The following is a 17,944-nucleotide window of genomic DNA, read 5'->3' as shown; positions in this document are numbered from 1 at the left end:
GAGGGCTGCGGCAAGTTGTCGTTTTGCTGCGACGGCGTTTGCGCGGGCGCGGTGCCGAGGCGCCACCGATTTCCTAGTCGCGATCTCCGTGCCGGCCGACATGATCGCCGCGAGGCGTCGCCGCGCGAGGCGGCCATGCGGGCTCTTCGAGCGATCCGCTCCCACAAATTGTAACCGCAGCACGCGCGCCACTGCGCGCGATGGTTATCGATGTCCCAAAATCCCAAGGTAAACCGAATCTGACGAATCGCAGAAGTGCCTGCAAATCAGGGACTTCTTGAATTCCGCGCACAGGCGCCGCGCGCTCGCGTTTACGTCTGCTTCATCGCGATACTTAAACTGCCATTCAAATTTGCCCGCCATCATCACCTCCAACAAGCCGGCAAACGGCTTGGGCAAAAAGACTTCGGGGATGAGTTGAACAGCGCACGGTCCAGAAGGATCGCGCACATCAGAGTTGGACGGGAGCCGCGCTCGGGGGAACGAGGCGGCATAAGAAAAAAGGGGATGCGTTATGTTTCAGGGTACTTTTGATCTCGATACGGCAACGCCGATCGATGCGAGCGCGCTGTCGGACGTCCTGTTCGAGCGCGGGATCTATTGGGCGAGCGGCCGCTCCGGCCTCGTCGATCTCGTCGCCGCGCATAAATGGTTCAACCTCGCCGCCCTGAAGGGCCGCAAGGACGCCGTGGCGCTGCGCCAGGAAGTCGCCGGCCAGATGTCCGATGCCGAGATCTCGGCCGCGCAGCGCGACGCGCGGGCCTGGGTCTCCGCTCACTGAGCCATTTCCGTTCCGATGACATCGGAACGGGGCTCCGGATTCTTGCTTTGACGCGTTTGGCCACGCGAACCGGTATCCACCTCGTTCGAACGCGCATTGAGCCGGGAATCGCATCCACACCCGTGTTTTCACGGGTACGCATGGTTGCGCTGAATCAAGTTCCTGCGTCTTGCCGCCACTTAAGACCCGTGCGGCATGAGCGACATCGACAAGAATGACTCAGGAGCGAGTCAATGGCTGCCGATTCAGATCGCGCCTGACGATTGCGATCTGGAACTCGGACGGCCGCACAAGACCGGCATTTTACCGTTGACCTTTCCATGCCGCCGCAAGGCCGGCGTCTGGTTCAATGTCTGGGCCGGCGAGGCGGTGCTGATATCGCCCTCGCACTGGCGGATATGGCGATCCCGCATCTAGGCGCGCGGACACTCATATAAGAAGAATGCGAATCGGGTTGAGCTCGGCCGCGCTGATCCTTGCGCCAGGCTTTCGCGTCCGTTGGCTCGTCGTGCTCAGGTGAAGAGCGAACAGCTATCGATTCTGCTGCTGGATGGCGGAGAGGGAGGGATTCGAACCCTCGATACAGCTTGAGACCGTATGACGCTTTAGCAAAGCGTTGCCTTCAGCCACTCGGCCACCTCTCCGGTGCGAGCCTTATGCATCTAATTACTTGGGCCGGTCAATTTGGAAGCGCGTGTTTTTGTTCGAATATTCCCAGCGATCTTCCAGGCAAAACGGGTTTGCTTTGAGAGCGAGACCATAATGCGGTGAGAACGGGCGCTGAGTTTGGACGTCCAAGTGCATGTCGTTCGGTCTGGGTTTCACGCGCCAAACGTTGCCTTTCACGTAAGCGACTGATTACGCTTGAAAATTAAACGGGTGACGCGCATCGGAGGGCCGGTCGAGGTTCGAACTCGAAAAGTTCGCGCCAGCGGAGCTGCCGGCGGGGATGGCCGGCCATCCCCGCCATCCATATAGAGTGTCTGCGACGCGTCCCGGGCTCGTTCCGCGACCGCGGCTGAAACCGGCCGGAATCGCGAAGGGAAGGGCGCCAGCCTTCTCCTTGAGTCTCCTTCCGATTCTACGATTCGAACGCGTCAAAGCCGCTTCAGATTGATGTCCCTTCCGTGCTGCCTCATGTGAGGAACTTTGAGGGCGAACGGAACCGCCTCGAAAACGTAAATGAAAACAGTATGTTGCGAAGGCGTGCTGATCACATCTGCGTGTTATTTGTGCAACACCCGTCGGAAAACGAGCTTCTAGGCCCGCTGCGGAGCGTTCTCTTGTTGTGTGTGCAAGGACGTTCGGTAATTGTGACTGAGCGACGGAGGGGGGCATCCCGAGGTCGTCCCGTTTTAGGTGGTTCGCTTAAGTCCCTCGCGTTCAGCGGGTGTGTCCGAAGGCGCGAAGCGACTAGGCGGTGAGTTAAGGGACAAGGGAACCAACCTTAGGGTGTTTCACCCAGCGGATCCGGAACCTTCCCTATAGAGCAAACTTGGAGGTTTAACATGAAGTTGGTTAAGAGCCTTTTGCTCGGTTCAGCGGCGGGTCTGATCGCCGTTGGCGGAGCGCAGGCAGCCGATCTCCCCGTGAAGGCCAAGGCGGTCGAATACGTGAAGATCTGCTCCCTGTACGGTGCGGGTTTCTACTACATCCCGGGCACCGACACCTGCATCAAGCTGGGTGGTTATCTGCGCGCTGAAGTCGCGCTGAACACCAACTCGGACTTCACCCTGAACCAGAACGTTTCGACCCAGGGCGCCAACGGTGCACGCAACCGTCTGACGAACTACTACACGATGCGCGCTCGTGAAGACTTCAACATCGACACGCGCACCGCGACCGAGTACGGCGTCGTCCGTACCTTCTTCGACGGCGTGTTCTCCTGGACCACCGGCAACTATGTCGGCACCGGCAGCGCAACTGGTGGGACCCAGTACAGCGGCACGATCGGCATCAATACCCCGGTCGGTGCAGCTGCTCCGGCTCTCTTCGGCTCGGGCGGCGGTTCGGTGAACGCCACCGACGGCAACACCTCGGGCGGTTCGCTCGGCGTGTACTACGCCTTCATCCAGTTCGCTGGCTTCACCATGGGTAAGGCCGTGTCGCAGTTCGACGCGCCCTGGACCAACTATCCCGGCAACAACTTCGACGGCCTCGTCGGCGGCAGCGGCACGGTCACTGGTATCAACCAGTTCTCCTACACCGCTGACTTCGGTCAGGGCATCACGGCGGCGTTCTCGGCGGAAGATCCGACCCAGTACATGCAGGCTGGTAACATCAACCTGACCGGCGCAACTGCGGCTGGCATTTTCGGCGGTGCTGTCGGCAGCAATGCCATCGGCGGCAGCCGGTCGCCGAACCTCGTCGCTATGGTTCGTGTCGACCAGGCTTGGGGCCTCTTCCAGGCGTCGGTCGCTGCGCATGACAACCACGTTGGCTACTACGGCCCCGCCGAAACGTCCGGTCACCCCGACGACAAGTGGGGTTGGGCGGTTCAGCTCGCTTTGTCGATCAAGAACATCCCGACCGGTGCGGGTGACGTGATCAACATTTCGGGCGTCTACACCGACGGCGCGACCCGCTACAACTTCCAGAACCTGGCGGGTAGCACGTACGTGCTGTTCGGCAGCTCGGGCCTGGCCGGCGCTTACGGCAGCCTCGCTGCTGTCACCGCTCCGGACACCGTGTACACCACCGGCAGCAACCAGGAGTCGGTCAAGACCTGGGGCTTCCGTGGTGCTTACACCCACAACTGGGATCCGTACTGGAACACCGCGATCTACGGGGCCTACGCTCAGGCTCAGTTCGGTTCTCTGGGCACGGGGGCAATCTGCGCGCTGCTCGCCGCCGGGCAACCTGGTGTTACGACTTGTAACCCCAACTTCAACATCGGGCAGGTGGGTATCATCACCCGCTGGACTCCGGTCAAGAACCTGACGTTCTCGGCCGACTTGGCCTGGACCAACGTCGACCAGAAGTACGCAGGTACGGTGGCGACGGGGCTGTCCGCTGTTCCCGCCAAGCCGGCTGCGACCTACGAGCTCAAGGACCAGAACTCGCTCGTTCTGCTCCTCCGCGCTCAGCGCAACTGGTAAGTTTGGTCTAACGACCTGACAGAAGCCCCGGCGGGAAACCGCCGGGGCTTTTCTTTTGCGCTTCGTGTGCGTGGTGTTGTCTCTGGCGACTGCGACGGGCAGGCGGTGACGCCAGGCATGAGGCGCGGAGGCGCTCCCGGTGGCTCCCGGCTCGAGTGGCCTTGAAACGAATGAGGCCGCCAACTGAGGCGGCCTCCTGCAGTCCCCGTCGAGACTGTCCTTATTTCAGGTCGATGGCCCGGCAGTAGTAAGAGCTCTCAACGCTCGTCCAGCCTCATTCCATTCTGTTGGTCTGGCACTCGTAGAATGTCTTGAAGTTGAGGACGTTGCGCTGATTGAGGAGGCGGGGGTCCGCTGTGGGAAGAGGGCAGTTACTCGACGCTGCCGGCGCCGCGGCGCAGATCAGCTTCGATCTGTAACCGCGTGCCGCCGCCGAAGCGGGCGCGGTAGACCTGCAGGTTCTCCATGATCCGCTGCACGTAGTTGCGCGTCTCGGAGAACGGAATCAGCTCGACCCAGTCGACCGCGTCGACCTTGGGGTCGCGCGGATCGCCGTAGCGGTCGACCCACTTCTTCACGCTGCCGCGGCCGGCATTGTAGGCGGCGAAGGTCATGATGTAGGAGCCGCGATAATCCTCGAGCAGCCCGCCGAGCTCGGCCGAGCCGAGCGTGGCGTTGTAGACCGAATCGTTCTTCAGCCGCGACAGATCGTAAGTCGCGCCATGCCGCTTGCAGACGTAGCGCGCCGCATCCGGCGTCACCTGCATCAGCCCGTAGGCCTGCGCCGGCGAGACCACCGAGGGATTGAACGCGCTCTCCTGCCGCGCAATGGCGTAGACGATGCTGCGCTCGACCTCGGGGCCGATCGGCGTGAACTGCGGAATGCCATTGACGGGATAGGCATAGAAATCGAACGGCAGGCCGCGGTTGAGCGCGGCCTTGCCGAGCAGCAGCATGCCGCGCGCATCGCTGTAGCGCTGGGTCAGCTCGCCGAGGCCCACGAGCGCTTCGGGATCGCCGTTCTCGCCCATGTCAGCCAGCAGCGGTATCGCCATTTCGCGCTCGTCGAGCTCGTAGAGCAGTTGCGCGGCGCGCACGATCTCGAGCCGTTCGGCGCCGCGGCCGCGCGGCTGGCTGTTGAGCTCGATCTGCGGCAGGCCGAGTTTTGCGCGCGCGAGCTGGCCGTAATAGCTGGTGGATTGCTCGGCGGCGCGCGCGTAGGCGTTGCGCGCCTCCTGCTGGCGGCCTGAGGCTTCCGCCGCGCGGCCCTGCCAATAGCCGGCGCGCGCCAGCGTGGTCGGATTGACGCTGCCGACGCCGATGCGGGCGAAATGCTGGGCGGCGGTGGCCGGATCGTTGAGGAAGCGCAGCGCGATCCAGCCCGCGGTGAACTCCTGCTCGGTCTTGTAGATGTCGCGCGAAGGCAGCGCCGCGTCGCGCGCGATCAGATAGGCGCTGCGGAATTCTTCGGTGTCGATCATCTTGCGCGCCAGCAGGCGCCGCTCGATCCACCATTCGTCGAGATTGTAGAGCCGGTTCGGATCCTTCGGCGCGGCCAGCATCAGTTGCGCAGCTTCGGCAAACTTCTCCTCGCGGCGGAGCAGCTGGATCTTGCTGAAGATGAAGCCGGGATCGTTGTGCAGCTCGCGCGGCACCGCCTCGATCAGCGCGCGCGCGTTCGGTGCTTTCTTGACGGACGCGATGCGGGCCTTGGCGAGCGCGACATAGCCGGCGCCGAGGCGCTTTGCGGCGCGCAACGCCGCTTCGTTCTCGCTGCCGTAGAGCAGCGTGTCCATCCGCGCCTTCTGGTCGCCCGGCGTGAGCAGGGCGCCGAACTGGTCGAGCGCATTGTTCTCGGTGTCTTCCGACATCGGATCGCTGCGCCAGGCCTCGCGCACCAGCCGTTCGGCATTGGCGCGATCGCCGCGCGCCAGCATCGCCTTGGCGAGCGTGAAGCGGCCCTTGGCGGACACCGGGGATTCGCTCTCGAACCAGGACCAGGCGACGCTGTCGTCGCGCCTGTCGTCCCACATCGCCGCCTCGAGGCGGCGGCGCAGGAAGGTCTGCGACGGCCAGCTCGGATTTGCGGAGAGGAAGGCGCGATAGCGCTCGACGGTGGCCCCATTGTCCTCGCTGCGCAGGATGATCCATTCCGCAAGCTTGCGCGCGACCGGATCCGAGATCGAGGCGGCGTAATTGGTGGCATCGCCCGACTTGCGCTTGCGCACGAGCTCGATGACGGTCTCCAGCGTGTCCTTGTCGGCCTGCGACGTCGACGAGGTCGCGGCGACCGCAGCGGGCGTGACCGGCTTGCGCGGCGCGGCGTGCTGGCGCGTCGCCGGCGCCAGCACGGGCGCGGGGATCGGTTTGGCGGCGGGCGCCGAGGCGGTCGGCCTGACCGTGGCCGTCACGGCCGGGGCGGGCGCGGCCTTGGGCGACGCGCCATTGACGGCCGGTTGCGGTTTCGGCGCGGCGGCCGCAGGCTTGGGCTTGTCCTTGGGTTTATCCTTCCCGGGTTCCTTGCCAGCGCTCTTGCCTGCGTCCTTACCAGCATCCTTGCCGGCGTCCTTGGCCGGCTTCTTCGCGGCATCCTTGTTCGCGGCATCCTTGGCGGAGGCGCCAGCCGCCCCCTTGCTCGCGCCCTTCGTGGCGTCCTTGCCGGTTCCCTTGGCTGTGTCTTTGGCCTTCGCGGCGTCTTTGGCCGCAGGTTTCGCCGTGGCGCTGTCCGCAGGCGTCTCGTTGGACTTGTCGTTTGACTTGGCCAGCGCGGCGCAGCCGACCGACAGCCCTGCCATCAGGCTTACAACCAGACCCGCGGATCGCCAGGCGGCACGAGGAGAGGAGGTCACGGCGTTTCGTCGCCCCGAATCAGTGAATTGGCTCAAGACCTAGCTGTACAGGATCTGGCTGTATTTGATTGAATATGCGGACAAAATACCAACAGCGGCTTACCTCGGGCGGGTTTGCACCAGCACCGCGGCAAAATCGCGGCCTAAACGGTGCGTCACGCGGCAGCGGCCCTTTTACCGGCGGGATAGACCCGATATGTATGGGGCTTGCTCGCAAGATTGCCGCGTACGGAGGAAGTCCATGGCAGCCAAGACGAAATTCCGGGGTTCGTTCACCGCCTTGGTCACGCCGTTCAAGAACGGCTCGCTGGACGAGGCGGCGTTCCGCTCGCTCGTCAACTGGCAGATCTCGGAGGGCACCAACGGCCTGGTCCCGGTCGGCACCACCGGCGAGAGCCCGACGCTCAGCCATGACGAGCACAAGAAGGTCGTCGAATGGTGCATCGCTGAAGCCAAGGGCCGCGTGCCCGTGATCGCCGGTGCCGGCTCCAACTCGACCAAGGAAGCAGTCGAGCTCTCCCAGCACGCCGAGAAGGCGGGCGCGGATGCCGTGCTGGTCGTGACGCCGTACTACAACAAGCCGACCCAGGAAGGCATGTATCAGCACTTCAAGGCGATCAACGATGCGATCGGCATTCCGATCATCATCTACAACATCCCGCCGCGCTCGGTGATCGACATGTCGGTCGACACCATGAAGCGGCTGTGGGAGCTGAAGAACATCGCCGGCGTCAAGGACGCCACCGCCAGCATGGTGCGCGTGTCGCAGCAGCGCGCCGCGATGGGCGAGGACTTCAACCAGCTCTCCGGCGAGGACGCCACCATTCTCGGCTACATGGCGCATGGCGGCCACGGCTGCATCTCGGTGACCTCGAACGTCGCGCCGCGCCTGTGTTCAGAGTTCCAGGCCGCGTGGGCGAAGGGCGACACCAAGGCGGCGCTCGCGATCCACGACAAGCTGATGCCGCTGCACAACAACCTCTTCATCGAAAGCAATCCGGCGCCGATCAAGTACGCGATGTCGCTGATCGGCAAGCTCGACGAGACGCTGCGGTTGCCGATGGTTCCGGTCTCCGAGCCGACCCGCGCTGCCGTGCGCAGCGCGATGGTGCACGCTGGGCTGATCAACTGATGGGTTAGCCGACCGGGGAGCCGTTCATGAGCGTCGAGGAAAAGGGCACGCGGATGCTCAAGGAGTTTCGGGAATTCGCCATGAAGGGCAATGTCGTCGATCTCGCGGTCGGCGTCATCATCGGCGCGGCCTTCGGCGCCATCGTCACGTCGCTGGTCGGCGACATCATCATGCCGATCATCGGCGCTGCGACCGGCGGCCTCGACTTCTCGAACTACTACGTCCCCTTGTCGAAGGCGGTGACCGCCACCAACTTAGCGGATGCGAAAAAGCAAGGCGCAGTGCTTGCTTACGGCAGCTTCCTGACGCTAACGATCAACTTCATCATCGTCGCCTTCGTGCTGTTCCTGGTGATCCGCGCCATGAACACCTTGAAGCGCAAGGAAGAGACCAAGCCCGCGGAGCCGGCTAAGCCGTCGGAGGAGGTCGTGCTGCTGACCGAGATCCGCGATCTCCTCAAGAAGTGACGCGCGCGCTTCATCCAAACTGTTAGCTTTGCCGCGCAACTCGATCAGGTTTGTTGTCCAGGTTTTGTAGGTCATGGCCGATAAGAACGAACGTCCGATCAAGGTCATGGCGGAAAATCGCAAGGCCCGCTTCAACTATGCGATCGAGGATACGATCGAGGCGGGCATTGCGCTGACCGGCACCGAGGTGAAGTCGATCCGCACCGGCAAGAGCACGATCGCGGAATCTTACGCCGACTCCAAGGACGGCGAGATCTGGCTGATCAACGCCACCATTCCCGAATATCTCCAGGGCAACCGCTTCAATCACGAGCCCAAGCGGCCGCGAAAGCTGCTGCTGCATCGCCGCCAGATCAACAAGCTGATGGGCGCGGTCGACCGCGAGGGCATGACACTGATCCCGCTCAAGCTCTATTTCAATGAGCGTGGCCGGGCCAAGCTGCAGCTCGCGGTTGCGAAGGGCAAGAAGCTGCACGATAAGCGCGAGTCCGAGAAGAAGCGCGACTGGAGTCGCGAGAAGGGCCGCCTGCTGCGGGCAAGGGGATAGCGAGATGAATCAGAAGAACCTGTTCGAGGTCGATTGGAGCCAGATCCCCGCACCCGCTGACGATGGCGGCGCTGCGCATCTGAAAGGCCTGACGCTGCCTGCGATCAGCCTGCTCGCGACCGATGACACCTCGGTCGATCTGTCGGCGCTCCCGGGCCGCACCGTGGTGTTCGCCTATCCTCGCACCGGCGAGCCCGGAAAGATCTCGCTGGTCGACGACTGGGACATGATCCCGGGCGCACGGGGGGGCACGCCGCAGACCTGCGCGTTTCGGGATCTGTTCGCCGAGCTGAAGGCGGCCGGTGCTTCGCAGGTGTTTGGTCTCTCGACCCAGAGCAACGAATACCAGACGGAGATGGCCTCGCGGCTGCATTTGCCGTTCCCGGTGCTGTCGGACGAGAAGCTGGCGCTCACGCGCGCCCTCAATCTGCCGACCATGGAGGTCGCGGGCCTCACGCTGATCAAGCGCCTCGCGCTGATCGTCGACAACGCCAGGATCACGCAGGTGTTCTATCCGGTGTTCCCGCCCGATCGGAACGCCGGCGACGTGCTCGACTGGCTCAAGGCCAATCCAGCCAAAGCCTAGTCGAGATCGGCCTTCACCTTCGCGAACACCGAGCGGAACATGTCCGGCGTCAGCACGCCGGTGTTCGTGTTGTAGCGTGAGCAATGATAGCTGTCGTAGAGCTTGAACGGGCCGGCCTGATGCACTGCGCCGTGGCCGAAGGGGGCTTGCGAGGCCTTCAGCTTCAGCGGCTTGAGCACGCTGTCATGCGCAATCCGCCCGAGCGCAATGATCGCGCGCAGCTTTGGCATCGTCTCGAGATTGGCGACGAGGAACTGGCGACAGGTGTTGATCTCGACCGGCAGCGGCTTGTTCTGTGGTGGAACGCAATGCACGGCATTGGCGATGCGGCAGTCGACCAGCTTCAGGCCGTCGTCGGGCCGCGCCTGATAGCTACCCTTGGCGAAGCCGTATTCGAGCAGCGTGGCGTAGAGCAGGTCGCCGGCATAGTCGCCGGTGAAGGGGCGGCCGGTGCGGTTGGCGCCCTGCATGCCGGGCGCAAGGCCGACGATCAGCAGCCGCGCCTTGATATCGCCGAAGGGGGCGACCGGAGCATTATGCCATAGCGGCTCGCGCGCGCGGTTCGCCTCGCGAAAGGCGACCAGGCGCGGACAGAGCGGACAGTCACGGTCGGGAACGAGAGTGGGGGCCGGGTGGCTTGACCGGGCCGCCTCACTCCTCGAAGTCGTCATCGCCCCTCGGCGCCATCGTGGTTGCGCGCTGGAGGAACTGCGGAGCGTGATGGCGTCCCTCGCCACGCTCGCCGCGGTCACGCGGGGCGGGGCGTTCGGAGGGGTCGCGGCCGAGCTTGGACTGCAGCTCGACGAGATCGGTGAAGACGTCGGCCTGGCGGCGCAGCTCGTCGGCGATCATCGGCGGCTGGCTGGCGATGGTGGAGACCACGGTCACCCGGACGCCGCGGCGCTGGACGGCCTCGACCAGGGAGCGGAAGTCGCCGTCACCGGAGAACAGCACCATCTGGTCGATGTGCTCGGCGAGCTCCATGGCGTCCACGGCGAGCTCGATGTCCATATTGCCCTTGACCTTGCGGCGGCCGGAGGCGTCGATGAACTCCTTGGTCGCCTTGGTGACGACGGTGTAGCCGTTGTAGTCCAGCCAGTCGATCAGCGGGCGGATCGAGGAGTATTCCTGATCCTCGATGATGGCGGTGTAGTAGAACGCCCGGAGCAGGGTCCCGCGGCTCTGAAACTCCTTCAGCAGGCGCTTGTAATCGATATCGAAGCCCAGAGTTTTCGCCGTCGCGTAGAGATTGGCCCCGTCGATGAAGAGCGCGATCTTGTTGGTAGGAGAAGGTGACATTCAGTTTGCTCGCGTAGTGGTCGTGATTGATCGTTTATTGTTGGCACGGCCATAGCAAGCCGCGCAGTCCTAAATTGCCGCCGAAGCCCGTCGAAACCGCAAATCCGGAGAAGTCGGGGCAATCAAGGTATAGTTATGGCGGACCTGCATACACCCGGCCGCGGCCACAATGGCCCCCCGGGAAACCACCCATCCCAGCCCCAATGTGGAGGTAGCAGAGCCGTTTGGCGAGGCCAAATCACAAATTAGCCTTGCGAAACCGCCCCGGCCCCTATAACTAGCCCCAATCATCCACATATTTCGTCCCACCCACAACGGAGCGACAGTCCATGGCTCGCGTCACCGTAGAAGATTGTATCGACAAGGTCGACAACCGGTTTGACCTGGTCCTGCTGGCCGCCCACCGTGCCCGCATGATTTCGTCCGGTTCACAACTAACGGTTGACCGCGATAACGACAAGAACCCTGTTGTGTCTTTGCGTGAAATTGCTGACACGACCATCTCGCCGGAGGACCTCCGCGAGGAGCTGGTGCACTCGCTCCAGAAGTTCGTCGAGGTGGACGAGCCCGAGCCCGACACCGTGCCGCTGATCGGTTCCGCCGGCGCCAGCGTCGATGCGGACGATACCGAAGTTGCCGTCGAGCGCATGACCGAAGAGGAGCTCCTGAAGGGTCTCGAGGGCCTCGCGCCGCCGGAAGAGCAGCCCGAGGAAGACGAGTAAAAATCGTCCATCGCAGTCGTCGACTTCTTGTGATCTTATCAAAGGCCCGAACCCGCGTTCGGGCCTTTGCTTTTGTTGGCGTTTTCGTGGTTACCATAGCGTTGCCGCTTCGCTGCGTGCACCTGTCATCGAATTGATCGGACGCACGCGCGATCGGCGCTAAGATGTATACAACGGACCGACTGGTGGTCCGTTTGAAGGCAGGAATGGCATGGTGTATCGGCGCCGGAGATCAACGCAGATGCTGGCCGCAACCGAATCGGTTGCCGTGGCCCCGACTGCGCCGGTAACCCGTCCGGCCAAGCCGCGCGCGCGTATGATGCGGCAATATGACCTCGTCGAGCGCGTCCGGTCCTACAATCCCAACACCAACGAAGACCTGCTGAATCGCGCCTATGTCTACGCCATGAAGGCGCACGGCTCGCAGACGCGCGCCTCGGGCGATCCGTACTTCTCGCACCCGCTCGAAGTGGCGGCGATTCTCACTGACCTCAAGCTCGACGACGCCACCATCGTGGCCGCGCTACTGCACGACACGATCGAGGACACCGAGGCGACGCGGGCCGAGATCGACCAGATCTTCGGCTCCGAGATCGGCGCGCTGGTCGAGGGCCTGACCAAGCTGAAGCGGCTGGAGCTGGTGTCGCGCGAGGCCAAGCAGGCCGAGAACCTGCGCAAATTGTTGCTGGCCATTGCCGACGATGTCCGCGTGCTGCTGGTCAAGCTCGCCGACCGCCTGCACAACATGCGCACGCTCGACTTCGTGCCGACCGAATCGCGCCGCCGCATCGCCGAGGAGACGCTCGACATCTACGCGCCGCTGGCCGGGCGCATGGGCATGCAGCAGATGCGCGAGGAGCTGGAGGATTTGTCCTTCCGCACCCTCGATCCCGAAGCCTATTCGGTGGTGATGCAGCGCCTCGATGCGCTCGCCGAGCGCAACCGCAATCTGATCGGCGAGATCGAGGACCAGCTCTCCAACAATCTGCGCCACCGCGGCCTGGGCGCGCGGGTCTATGGCCGCCGCAAGAAGCCGTTTTCGATCTGGACCAAGATGGAGCGCAAGTCGGTCGGCTTCGAGCAGCTGTCCGACATCTTCGGCTTCCGCGTCGTCGTCAACGACATCGAGGCCTGCTACCGCGCGCTCGGCATCGTCCACACCACCTGGCCGGTCGTGCCGGGGCGCTTCAAGGACTACATCTCGACGCCGAAGCAGAACGACTACCGCTCGATCCACACCACGGTGATCGGTCCCGGCAACCAGCGTGTCGAGCTGCAGATCCGCACCGAGGCGATGGATCAGATCGCCGAGCGCGGCATCGCTGCGCACGTGTTCTACAAGGAAGGCGTCGGCTCACCGACCGAATTCCTCAAGCGCGAGTCCAACGCGTTCGCCTGGCTGCGCCACACCATCGGCATCCTCTCGGAGAGCGCGAACCCGGAAGAATTCCTCGAGCACACCAAGCTCGAGCTGTTCCACGACCAGGTGTTCTGCTTCACCCCGAAGGGCAAGCTGATCGCGCTGCCGCGCCATGCCAACGTGATCGACTTTGCCTATGCGGTGCATACCGACGTCGGCAACAGTGCCGTCGGCTGCAAGATCAACGGCAAGTTCGCGCCGCTGTCCTCGGAGCTGCAGAACGGCGACGAGGTCGAGGTGCTGACCTCGGAGGCGCAATCGGCGCCGCCGTCGGCCTGGGAGACGCTCGCGGTCACCGGCAAGGCGCGCGCCGCGATCCGCCGCGCCACGCGCACCGCGGTGCGCGACCAATATGTCGGCCTCGGCCGGCGCATCGTCGAGCGCCTGTTCGAGCGCGCCAAGATCGAATACGCCGACGACAAGCTCAAGGGCGCGCTGCCGCGGCTCGCGCGCACCTCGATCGAGGACGTCATGGCGGCTGTGGGGCGCGGCGAGATCAAGGCCTCCCACGTCGCGCGTGCGATGTATCCCGACTACAAGGAAGAGCGTATCGCGCGCTACGGCGTCAAGAAGGGGCTTGCCGCCAAGCTCAAGGAGAAGGCGCCGGAGCCGTCGCGCAGCCCGGTTGCGATTCCCATCGGTGGCAACAATGCCGACCTGCCGGTAAAGTTCGCCCCGAATGGCGGCGCCGTGCCTGGCGACCGCATCGTCGGCATCGTCACGCCGGGCGAGGGGATCACGATCTATCCGATCCAGGCGCCGGCGCTGAAGGATTTCGAGGAGGAGCCGGAGCGCTGGCTCGACGTCCGCTGGGACATCGAGGACTCCGCGCCGCAGCGCTTCCCGGCACGCATCAAGGTCGAGAACGTCAACGAGCCCGGCGCGCTGGCGCAGATCGCCACCGTGATCGCCGAGCACGACGGCAACATCGACAATATCAGCATGCAGCGCCGCTCGCCGGACTTCACCGAGACGACGATCGACCTCGAGGTCTATGATCTGAAGCATTTGAGCGCGATCCTGGCCCAGTTGCGCGCCAAGGCGGTCGTCGCCAAAGTCGAACGTGTTAATGGATAGGCGTCTATCGTAGTCGTCTGTCTCTCCGATTTCGTGAGTCCTGAAATGCCCGCTTCTCCGCTCCGCCTCGGCGTCAATATCGACCATGTCGCAACCGTCCGTAACGCACGCGGTGGCCGCCATCCCGATCCGGTGCGCGCCGCGCTGCTGGCGATCGAGGCCGGCGCCGACGGCATCACCGCCCATTTGCGCGAGGACCGCCGGCACATCCGCGACGAGGACATGGCGCGGCTGAAGGCCGAAATCTCCAAGCCGCTCAATTTCGAGATGGCGGCGACCGACGACATGATGCGGATCTCGCTCGCGACCAAGCCGCATGCGGTGTGCCTGGTGCCGGAGCGCCGTCAGGAGGTGACGACCGAAGGCGGGCTCGACGTGGTCGGCCAGCACAATGCCCTCGCGCCCCACATCGCGCGGCTGAACGATGCCGGTATCCGGGTCTCGTTGTTCATCGCCGCGGACCCTGCGCAGATCGAGATGGCGGCGCGGCTGCGTGCGCCCGTGATCGAGATCCACACCGGCGCCTGGTGCGACGCGGTGGTCGACGGCCACACCGACAAGGCCGAGGCCGAGTGGAAGCGGATCGTTGCAGGCGTGAAGCTGGCGAAGGCCGCGGGGCTGGAAGTTCATGCCGGCCACGGGCTCGACTACGCCACGGCGGAGAAGATCGCAGGCCTGCCCGAGATCATGGAACTGAACATCGGCTACTACATGATCGGCGAGGCGCTGTTCGTGGGTCTTGCCGAGACCGTCCGCAGCATGCGCGCGGCGATGGACCGCGGCCGGAGCCGGGCATGATCATCGGCATCGGTTCAGACCTGATCGACATCACCCGCGTCGGCAAGGTGATGGAGCGCCACGGCGAGCGCTTCCTGGACCGCATCTTCACGCCGGCCGAGCGCGCCAAGGCGGAGCGGCGGGCCAAGAACGAGCGGATGGTGGTCGCGACCTACGCCAAGCGCTTTGCCGCCAAGGAGGCCTGCTCCAAGGCGCTCGGCACCGGCATCAGGCAGGGCGTCTGGTGGCGCGACATGGGGGTGGTCAACCTGCCCGGGGGCCGGCCGTCGATGCGGCTGACCGGGGGGGCGCTGGCCCGGCTCCAGGCCATGACGCCGGAGGGATATGAGGCCCAGATCGACCTGTCGATCACCGATGACTGGCCGTTGGCGCAGGCCTTCGTGATCATTTCCGCCGTCCCGCTGGCCAAGCCCTGAGGGTTTGATGGTCGTTTTATAATTTGTATTGAAAATCAATGGTTTACAGGTTTTTGATGCGATCCTTGATTGCGTGGCTTGCGACAACCGTCTAAAAGTCCGCGGACGCAAATCAGGCTGGGCGAATTCGGCTTTACGCCGGAATTGGCCCTCACTATCAGAATCAGGACAAACTCCTTGAGCCGCGAGCCGGTGGGCCGTTCGCGGGAGGAGGGCGTTCTGTGATCGCCGGCCGGAATTGAGAGAGCAATGAGCGTGACTTCGGGAACGAAAACTGAGAGCGGCGTCGGCGAGACGATCCGGGTCGTGATCCACGCTCTCCTGATCGCGCTGGTAATCCGCACCTTCCTGTTCCAGCCGTTCAACATCCCGTCCGGCTCGATGAAGGCGACACTGCTGGTCGGCGACTATCTGTTCGTCTCGAAATACTCTTACGGCTACAGCCACTACTCGATCCCGTTCTCGCCGCCGCTGTTCTCGGGGCGGATCTGGGGCTCGGACCCGAACCGCGGCGACATCGTCGTGTTTCGTCTGCCCAAGGACGACTCGACCGACTATATCAAGCGCGTGATCGGGCTGCCGGGCGACCGCATCCAGATGCGCGACGGGCTGCTCTACATCAACGACACGCCGGTCGAGCGGCAGCGCATGAGCGAGTATGTCGGCGAGGACCCCTGCGGCGCCGAAAGCGGCGCGATCTCGCGGGTGAAGCGCTGGAAAGAGACGCTGCCGAACGGCGTGTCCTACGAGACGCTGGATTGCGCCGACAACGGCTACATGGACACCACCAACGTCTACACGGTGCCGGCCGGCCATTTCTTCATGATGGGTGACAACCGCGACAACTCCACCGACAGCCGCTTCCTCGGCCAGGTTGGTTATGTGCCGCAGGAAAATCTGATCGGTCGCGCCCAGATGATCTTCTTCTCCATCGGCGAAGGCGAGCATGCCTGGATGTTCTGGCGCTGGCCGTGGTCGGTGCGCTGGAATCGCTTCTTCAAAATCGTCCGATGAAAGACGAAGCCAAGGATATCGCAACCCAATCGATCGAGGCGCAAGCCGCTCCTGAGAGCGAAGCTGCAACAAAGACACCTGCGAAGAAGAAGCGGGCGCGGGGCAGCAAGGCCAAGGCGGCGGACGCAAATGCCGCGCTCGAAGCGCGCATCGGGCACAGCTTTGCCGATCCCAACCTGCTGATGCAGGCGATCACGCATGTCTCGGCGCTGAAGTCCGGCCGTAAACGCGGCGACAGCTATCAGCGGCTGGAATTCCTCGGCGATCACGTGCTCGGGCTCGTCGTCTCCGACATGCTCTATCACGCCTACCCGAACGCCGATGAGGGCGAGCTGTCCAAGCGCCTTGCCGAGCTCGTGCGCAAGGAGAGCTGCGCCGACGTCGCCAAGTCGCTCGGTCTGCTCGACGACATCAAGCTCGGCTCGGTCGGCTCCAGCGCCGATGCCCGCCTGCGCAAATCCATCCTCGGCGACATCTGCGAGGCCGTGATCGGCGCCATCTTCCTGGACGGCGGCCATGCGGCGGCGGATGAGTTCGTCAAGCGCAATTGGACCGAGCGCATGCACAAGCCGCGGCGTCCGTTGCGCGATCCCAAGACCGTGCTGCAGGAATGGGCGCAGGGGAAGGGATTGCCGACGCCGGTTTACCGCGAGGTCGAGCGCACCGGCCCGCACCACGATCCGCAGTTCCGCGTCGCGGTGGACCTGCCGGGACTGGCGCCGGCGGAAGGTGTCGGCGGCAGCAAGCGCGCGGCGGAGAAGGTGGCGGCCTCGGTGATGATCGAACGTGAAGGCGTTGGCGGCGGCAATGACGGCTGAATCAAGCGGTGAGGCACCCGCCGCGACGCGCTGCGGCTTCGTCGCGCTGATCGGCGCGCCCAATGTCGGCAAGTCCACGCTGGTCAATGCACTGGTCGGCGCCAAGGTCACGATCGTCTCGCGCAAGGTGCAGACCACGCGCGCGCTGATCCGCGGCATCGTCATCGAGAACAACGCGCAGATCATCCTGGTCGACACGCCCGGCATTTTCTTACCCAAGCGCCGGCTCGATCGCGCCATGGTCTCGACAGCCTGGAGCGGGGCGCATGACGCCGACCTCGTCTGCGTGCTGCTCGATGCCAAGACCGGGATTGACGAAGAGGCCGAGGCGATCCTCACCAAGGCCGCCAGCGTCAATCACGAGAAGATCCTTGTCATCAACAAGGTCGACCTGGTCCAGCGCGAGAAGCTGCTGGCGCTGGCGCAGGCCGCCAATGAGCGCATGAAGTTCGCAAGGACCTTCATGATCGCTGCGATCTCGGGCGACGGCGTCGACGATATCCGCACGACGCTGGCCGAGATGGTGCCGCCGGGTCCGTACCTCTACCCCGAGGACCAGATGTCGGACGCGCCGATGCGGCAGCTGGCGGCCGAGATCACGCGCGAAAAGATCTATCAGAAGCTGCACCAGGAATTGCCCTACCAGTCCACGGTCGAGACCGACAAGTGGGAGGAGCGCAAGGACAAGTCGGTGCGGATCGAGCAGACGATTTTCGTCGAGCGTGAAAGCCAGCGCAAGATCGTGCTCGGCAAGGGCGGCGCCACCATCAAGTCGATCGGCGCGGACTCGCGGAAAGAGCTGATGCAGATCCTGGACGTCCCGGTGCATCTGTTCCTGTTCGTCAAGGTGCGCGAGAACTGGGGCGATGATCCCGATCGCTACCGCGAGATGGGCCTGGACTTCCCCAAAGAATAACCAA

At 63.9% G+C, this 17,944-nt stretch carries 17 protein-coding genes and 1 tRNA gene; 14 read left to right on the top strand and 4 right to left on the bottom strand.

Features of this window, described 5'->3' with window-relative positions:
• Nucleotides 1–514: 514 nt before the first annotated feature.
• Nucleotides 515–781 (top strand): hypothetical protein, encoded by a 267-nt coding sequence (locus tag RAD16_RS39090; protein WP_128951400.1) that lies wholly within the window; start codon nucleotides 515–517, stop codon nucleotides 779–781.
• A 195-nt stretch (nucleotides 782–976) separates the two neighbouring features.
• Complete coding sequence (locus RAD16_RS39085; protein WP_458163199.1) at nucleotides 977–1,198, top strand: hypothetical protein; 222 nt, start codon at nucleotides 977–979, stop codon at nucleotides 1,196–1,198.
• Nucleotides 1,199–1,332: 134 nt separating this feature from the next.
• On the opposite strand, the gene RAD16_RS39080 is transcribed toward RAD16_RS39085, so the two are convergent.
• Nucleotides 1,333–1,425 (bottom strand) — tRNA-Ser (locus RAD16_RS39080).
• A gap of 864 nt (nucleotides 1,426–2,289) precedes the next feature.
• Here RAD16_RS39080 and RAD16_RS39075 point away from each other — a divergent pair.
• The gene (locus tag RAD16_RS39075) at nucleotides 2,290–3,879 is read left to right on the top strand and encodes a porin (protein ID WP_458163197.1); all 1,590 of its coding nucleotides are present in this window, start codon (nucleotides 2,290–2,292) and stop codon (nucleotides 3,877–3,879) included.
• Nucleotides 3,880–4,250: 371 nt separating this feature from the next.
• Here the strand turns inward: RAD16_RS39075 and RAD16_RS39070 are convergent, their stop codons facing one another.
• On the bottom strand, nucleotides 4,251–6,674 hold the full coding sequence (locus RAD16_RS39070) for a transglycosylase SLT domain-containing protein (RefSeq protein ID WP_458163195.1): 2,424 nt from the start codon (nucleotides 6,672–6,674) through the stop codon (nucleotides 4,251–4,253).
• A gap of 295 nt (nucleotides 6,675–6,969) precedes the next feature.
• On the opposite strand from RAD16_RS39070, the gene dapA reads away from it, so the two are divergent.
• From dapA to RAD16_RS39050, 4 genes are all read left to right on the top strand, one after another.
• Complete coding sequence (gene dapA, locus RAD16_RS39065; RefSeq protein ID WP_458163193.1) at nucleotides 6,970–7,860, top strand: 4-hydroxy-tetrahydrodipicolinate synthase; 891 nt, start codon at nucleotides 6,970–6,972, stop codon at nucleotides 7,858–7,860.
• A gap of 26 nt (nucleotides 7,861–7,886) precedes the next feature.
• Complete coding sequence (gene mscL, locus RAD16_RS39060) at nucleotides 7,887–8,327, top strand: large conductance mechanosensitive channel protein MscL (protein WP_458163191.1); 441 nt, start codon at nucleotides 7,887–7,889, stop codon at nucleotides 8,325–8,327.
• Between the two features lie 73 nt (nucleotides 8,328–8,400).
• Complete coding sequence (gene smpB, locus RAD16_RS39055; protein WP_326900012.1) at nucleotides 8,401–8,874, top strand: SsrA-binding protein SmpB; 474 nt, start codon at nucleotides 8,401–8,403, stop codon at nucleotides 8,872–8,874.
• 4 nt (nucleotides 8,875–8,878) lie between these two features.
• Nucleotides 8,879–9,460, top strand: coding sequence for a peroxiredoxin (locus RAD16_RS39050; RefSeq protein ID WP_458163189.1), 582 nt, complete (start codon nucleotides 8,879–8,881; stop codon nucleotides 9,458–9,460).
• Here RAD16_RS39050 and RAD16_RS39045 read toward each other — a convergent pair.
• Nucleotides 9,457–10,131, bottom strand: coding sequence for a uracil-DNA glycosylase (locus RAD16_RS39045; protein WP_458163187.1), 675 nt, complete (start codon nucleotides 10,129–10,131; stop codon nucleotides 9,457–9,459). The genes RAD16_RS39050 and RAD16_RS39045 overlap by 4 nt on opposite strands.
• Nucleotides 10,112–10,759 carry a LabA-like NYN domain-containing protein gene (locus RAD16_RS39040; RefSeq protein WP_018644573.1) on the bottom strand — a complete coding sequence of 216 codons (648 nt, stop codon included), beginning with the start codon at nucleotides 10,757–10,759 and terminating at the stop codon, nucleotides 10,112–10,114. Before RAD16_RS39040 ends, RAD16_RS39045 begins: the two co-directional genes overlap by 20 nt.
• Nucleotides 10,760–11,088: 329 nt before the next feature.
• Here RAD16_RS39040 and rpoZ point away from each other — a divergent pair, with 329 nt between their 5' ends.
• The 7 genes from rpoZ to era all read left to right on the top strand — a co-directional run bounded on the left by rpoZ (nucleotide 11,089) and on the right by era (nucleotide 17,940).
• Entirely contained in the window at nucleotides 11,089–11,481 is a 393-nt protein-coding gene (gene rpoZ / locus RAD16_RS39035) for a DNA-directed RNA polymerase subunit omega (RefSeq protein WP_008133017.1), read from the top strand.
• Nucleotides 11,482–11,692: 211 nt separating this feature from the next.
• The gene (locus tag RAD16_RS39030) at nucleotides 11,693–13,978 is read left to right on the top strand and encodes a RelA/SpoT family protein (RefSeq protein WP_458163184.1); all 2,286 of its coding nucleotides are present in this window, start codon (nucleotides 11,693–11,695) and stop codon (nucleotides 13,976–13,978) included.
• Between the two features lie 45 nt (nucleotides 13,979–14,023).
• Complete coding sequence (locus tag RAD16_RS39025; RefSeq protein ID WP_458163182.1) at nucleotides 14,024–14,776, top strand: pyridoxine 5'-phosphate synthase; 753 nt, start codon at nucleotides 14,024–14,026, stop codon at nucleotides 14,774–14,776.
• Nucleotides 14,773–15,192 carry a holo-ACP synthase gene (gene acpS / locus RAD16_RS39020; protein ID WP_458163180.1) on the top strand — a complete coding sequence of 140 codons (420 nt, stop codon included), beginning with the start codon at nucleotides 14,773–14,775 and terminating at the stop codon, nucleotides 15,190–15,192. Before RAD16_RS39025 ends, acpS begins: the two co-directional genes overlap by 4 nt.
• Nucleotides 15,193–15,441: 249 nt before the next feature.
• Complete coding sequence (gene lepB, locus RAD16_RS39015) at nucleotides 15,442–16,206, top strand: signal peptidase I (protein WP_326900025.1); 765 nt, start codon at nucleotides 15,442–15,444, stop codon at nucleotides 16,204–16,206.
• Nucleotides 16,203–17,024 carry a ribonuclease III gene (gene rnc, locus RAD16_RS39010; RefSeq protein WP_458163179.1) on the top strand — a complete coding sequence of 274 codons (822 nt, stop codon included), beginning with the start codon at nucleotides 16,203–16,205 and terminating at the stop codon, nucleotides 17,022–17,024. The genes lepB and rnc overlap by 4 nt, the downstream gene beginning before the upstream one ends.
• On the top strand, nucleotides 17,014–17,940 hold the full coding sequence (gene era / locus RAD16_RS39005; protein ID WP_458163178.1) for a GTPase Era: 927 nt from the start codon (nucleotides 17,014–17,016) through the stop codon (nucleotides 17,938–17,940). The genes rnc and era overlap by 11 nt, the downstream gene beginning before the upstream one ends.
• The last annotated feature ends 4 nt before the right edge of the window (nucleotides 17,941–17,944 follow it).

The organism is Bradyrhizobium sp. 18BD (genome assembly GCF_054185225.1).
The sequence above is the reverse complement of the archived record's forward strand: the minus strand, read 5'-3'. Positions and strand labels throughout refer to the sequence as shown.

Coding starts and splice junctions, on each gene's coding strand:
- RAD16_RS39050 (WP_458163189.1), top strand. CDS start 8,879: ATGAATCAGAAGAACCTGTTCGAGGTCGATTGGAGCCAGATCCCCGCA.
- RAD16_RS39075 (WP_458163197.1), top strand. CDS start 2,290: ATGAAGTTGGTTAAGAGCCTTTTGCTCGGTTCAGCGGCGGGTCTGATC.
- RAD16_RS39045 (WP_458163187.1), bottom strand. CDS start 10,131: ATGACGACTTCGAGGAGTGAGGCGGCCCGGTCAAGCCACCCGGCCCCC.
- acpS (WP_458163180.1), top strand. CDS start 14,773: ATGATCATCGGCATCGGTTCAGACCTGATCGACATCACCCGCGTCGGC.
- RAD16_RS39090 (WP_128951400.1), top strand. CDS start 515: ATGTTTCAGGGTACTTTTGATCTCGATACGGCAACGCCGATCGATGCG.
- RAD16_RS39030 (WP_458163184.1), top strand. CDS start 11,693: ATGGTGTATCGGCGCCGGAGATCAACGCAGATGCTGGCCGCAACCGAA.
- lepB (WP_326900025.1), top strand. CDS start 15,442: ATGAGCGTGACTTCGGGAACGAAAACTGAGAGCGGCGTCGGCGAGACG.
- rnc (WP_458163179.1), top strand. CDS start 16,203: ATGAAAGACGAAGCCAAGGATATCGCAACCCAATCGATCGAGGCGCAA.
- RAD16_RS39070 (WP_458163195.1), bottom strand. CDS start 6,674: ATGGCAGGGCTGTCGGTCGGCTGCGCCGCGCTGGCCAAGTCAAACGAC.
- mscL (WP_458163191.1), top strand. CDS start 7,887: ATGAGCGTCGAGGAAAAGGGCACGCGGATGCTCAAGGAGTTTCGGGAA.
- rpoZ (WP_008133017.1), top strand. CDS start 11,089: ATGGCTCGCGTCACCGTAGAAGATTGTATCGACAAGGTCGACAACCGG.
- RAD16_RS39040 (WP_018644573.1), bottom strand. CDS start 10,759: ATGTCACCTTCTCCTACCAACAAGATCGCGCTCTTCATCGACGGGGCC.
- era (WP_458163178.1), top strand. CDS start 17,014: ATGACGGCTGAATCAAGCGGTGAGGCACCCGCCGCGACGCGCTGCGGC.
- dapA (WP_458163193.1), top strand. CDS start 6,970: ATGGCAGCCAAGACGAAATTCCGGGGTTCGTTCACCGCCTTGGTCACG.
- RAD16_RS39025 (WP_458163182.1), top strand. CDS start 14,024: ATGCCCGCTTCTCCGCTCCGCCTCGGCGTCAATATCGACCATGTCGCA.
- smpB (WP_326900012.1), top strand. CDS start 8,401: ATGGCCGATAAGAACGAACGTCCGATCAAGGTCATGGCGGAAAATCGC.
- RAD16_RS39085 (WP_458163199.1), top strand. CDS start 977: ATGAGCGACATCGACAAGAATGACTCAGGAGCGAGTCAATGGCTGCCG.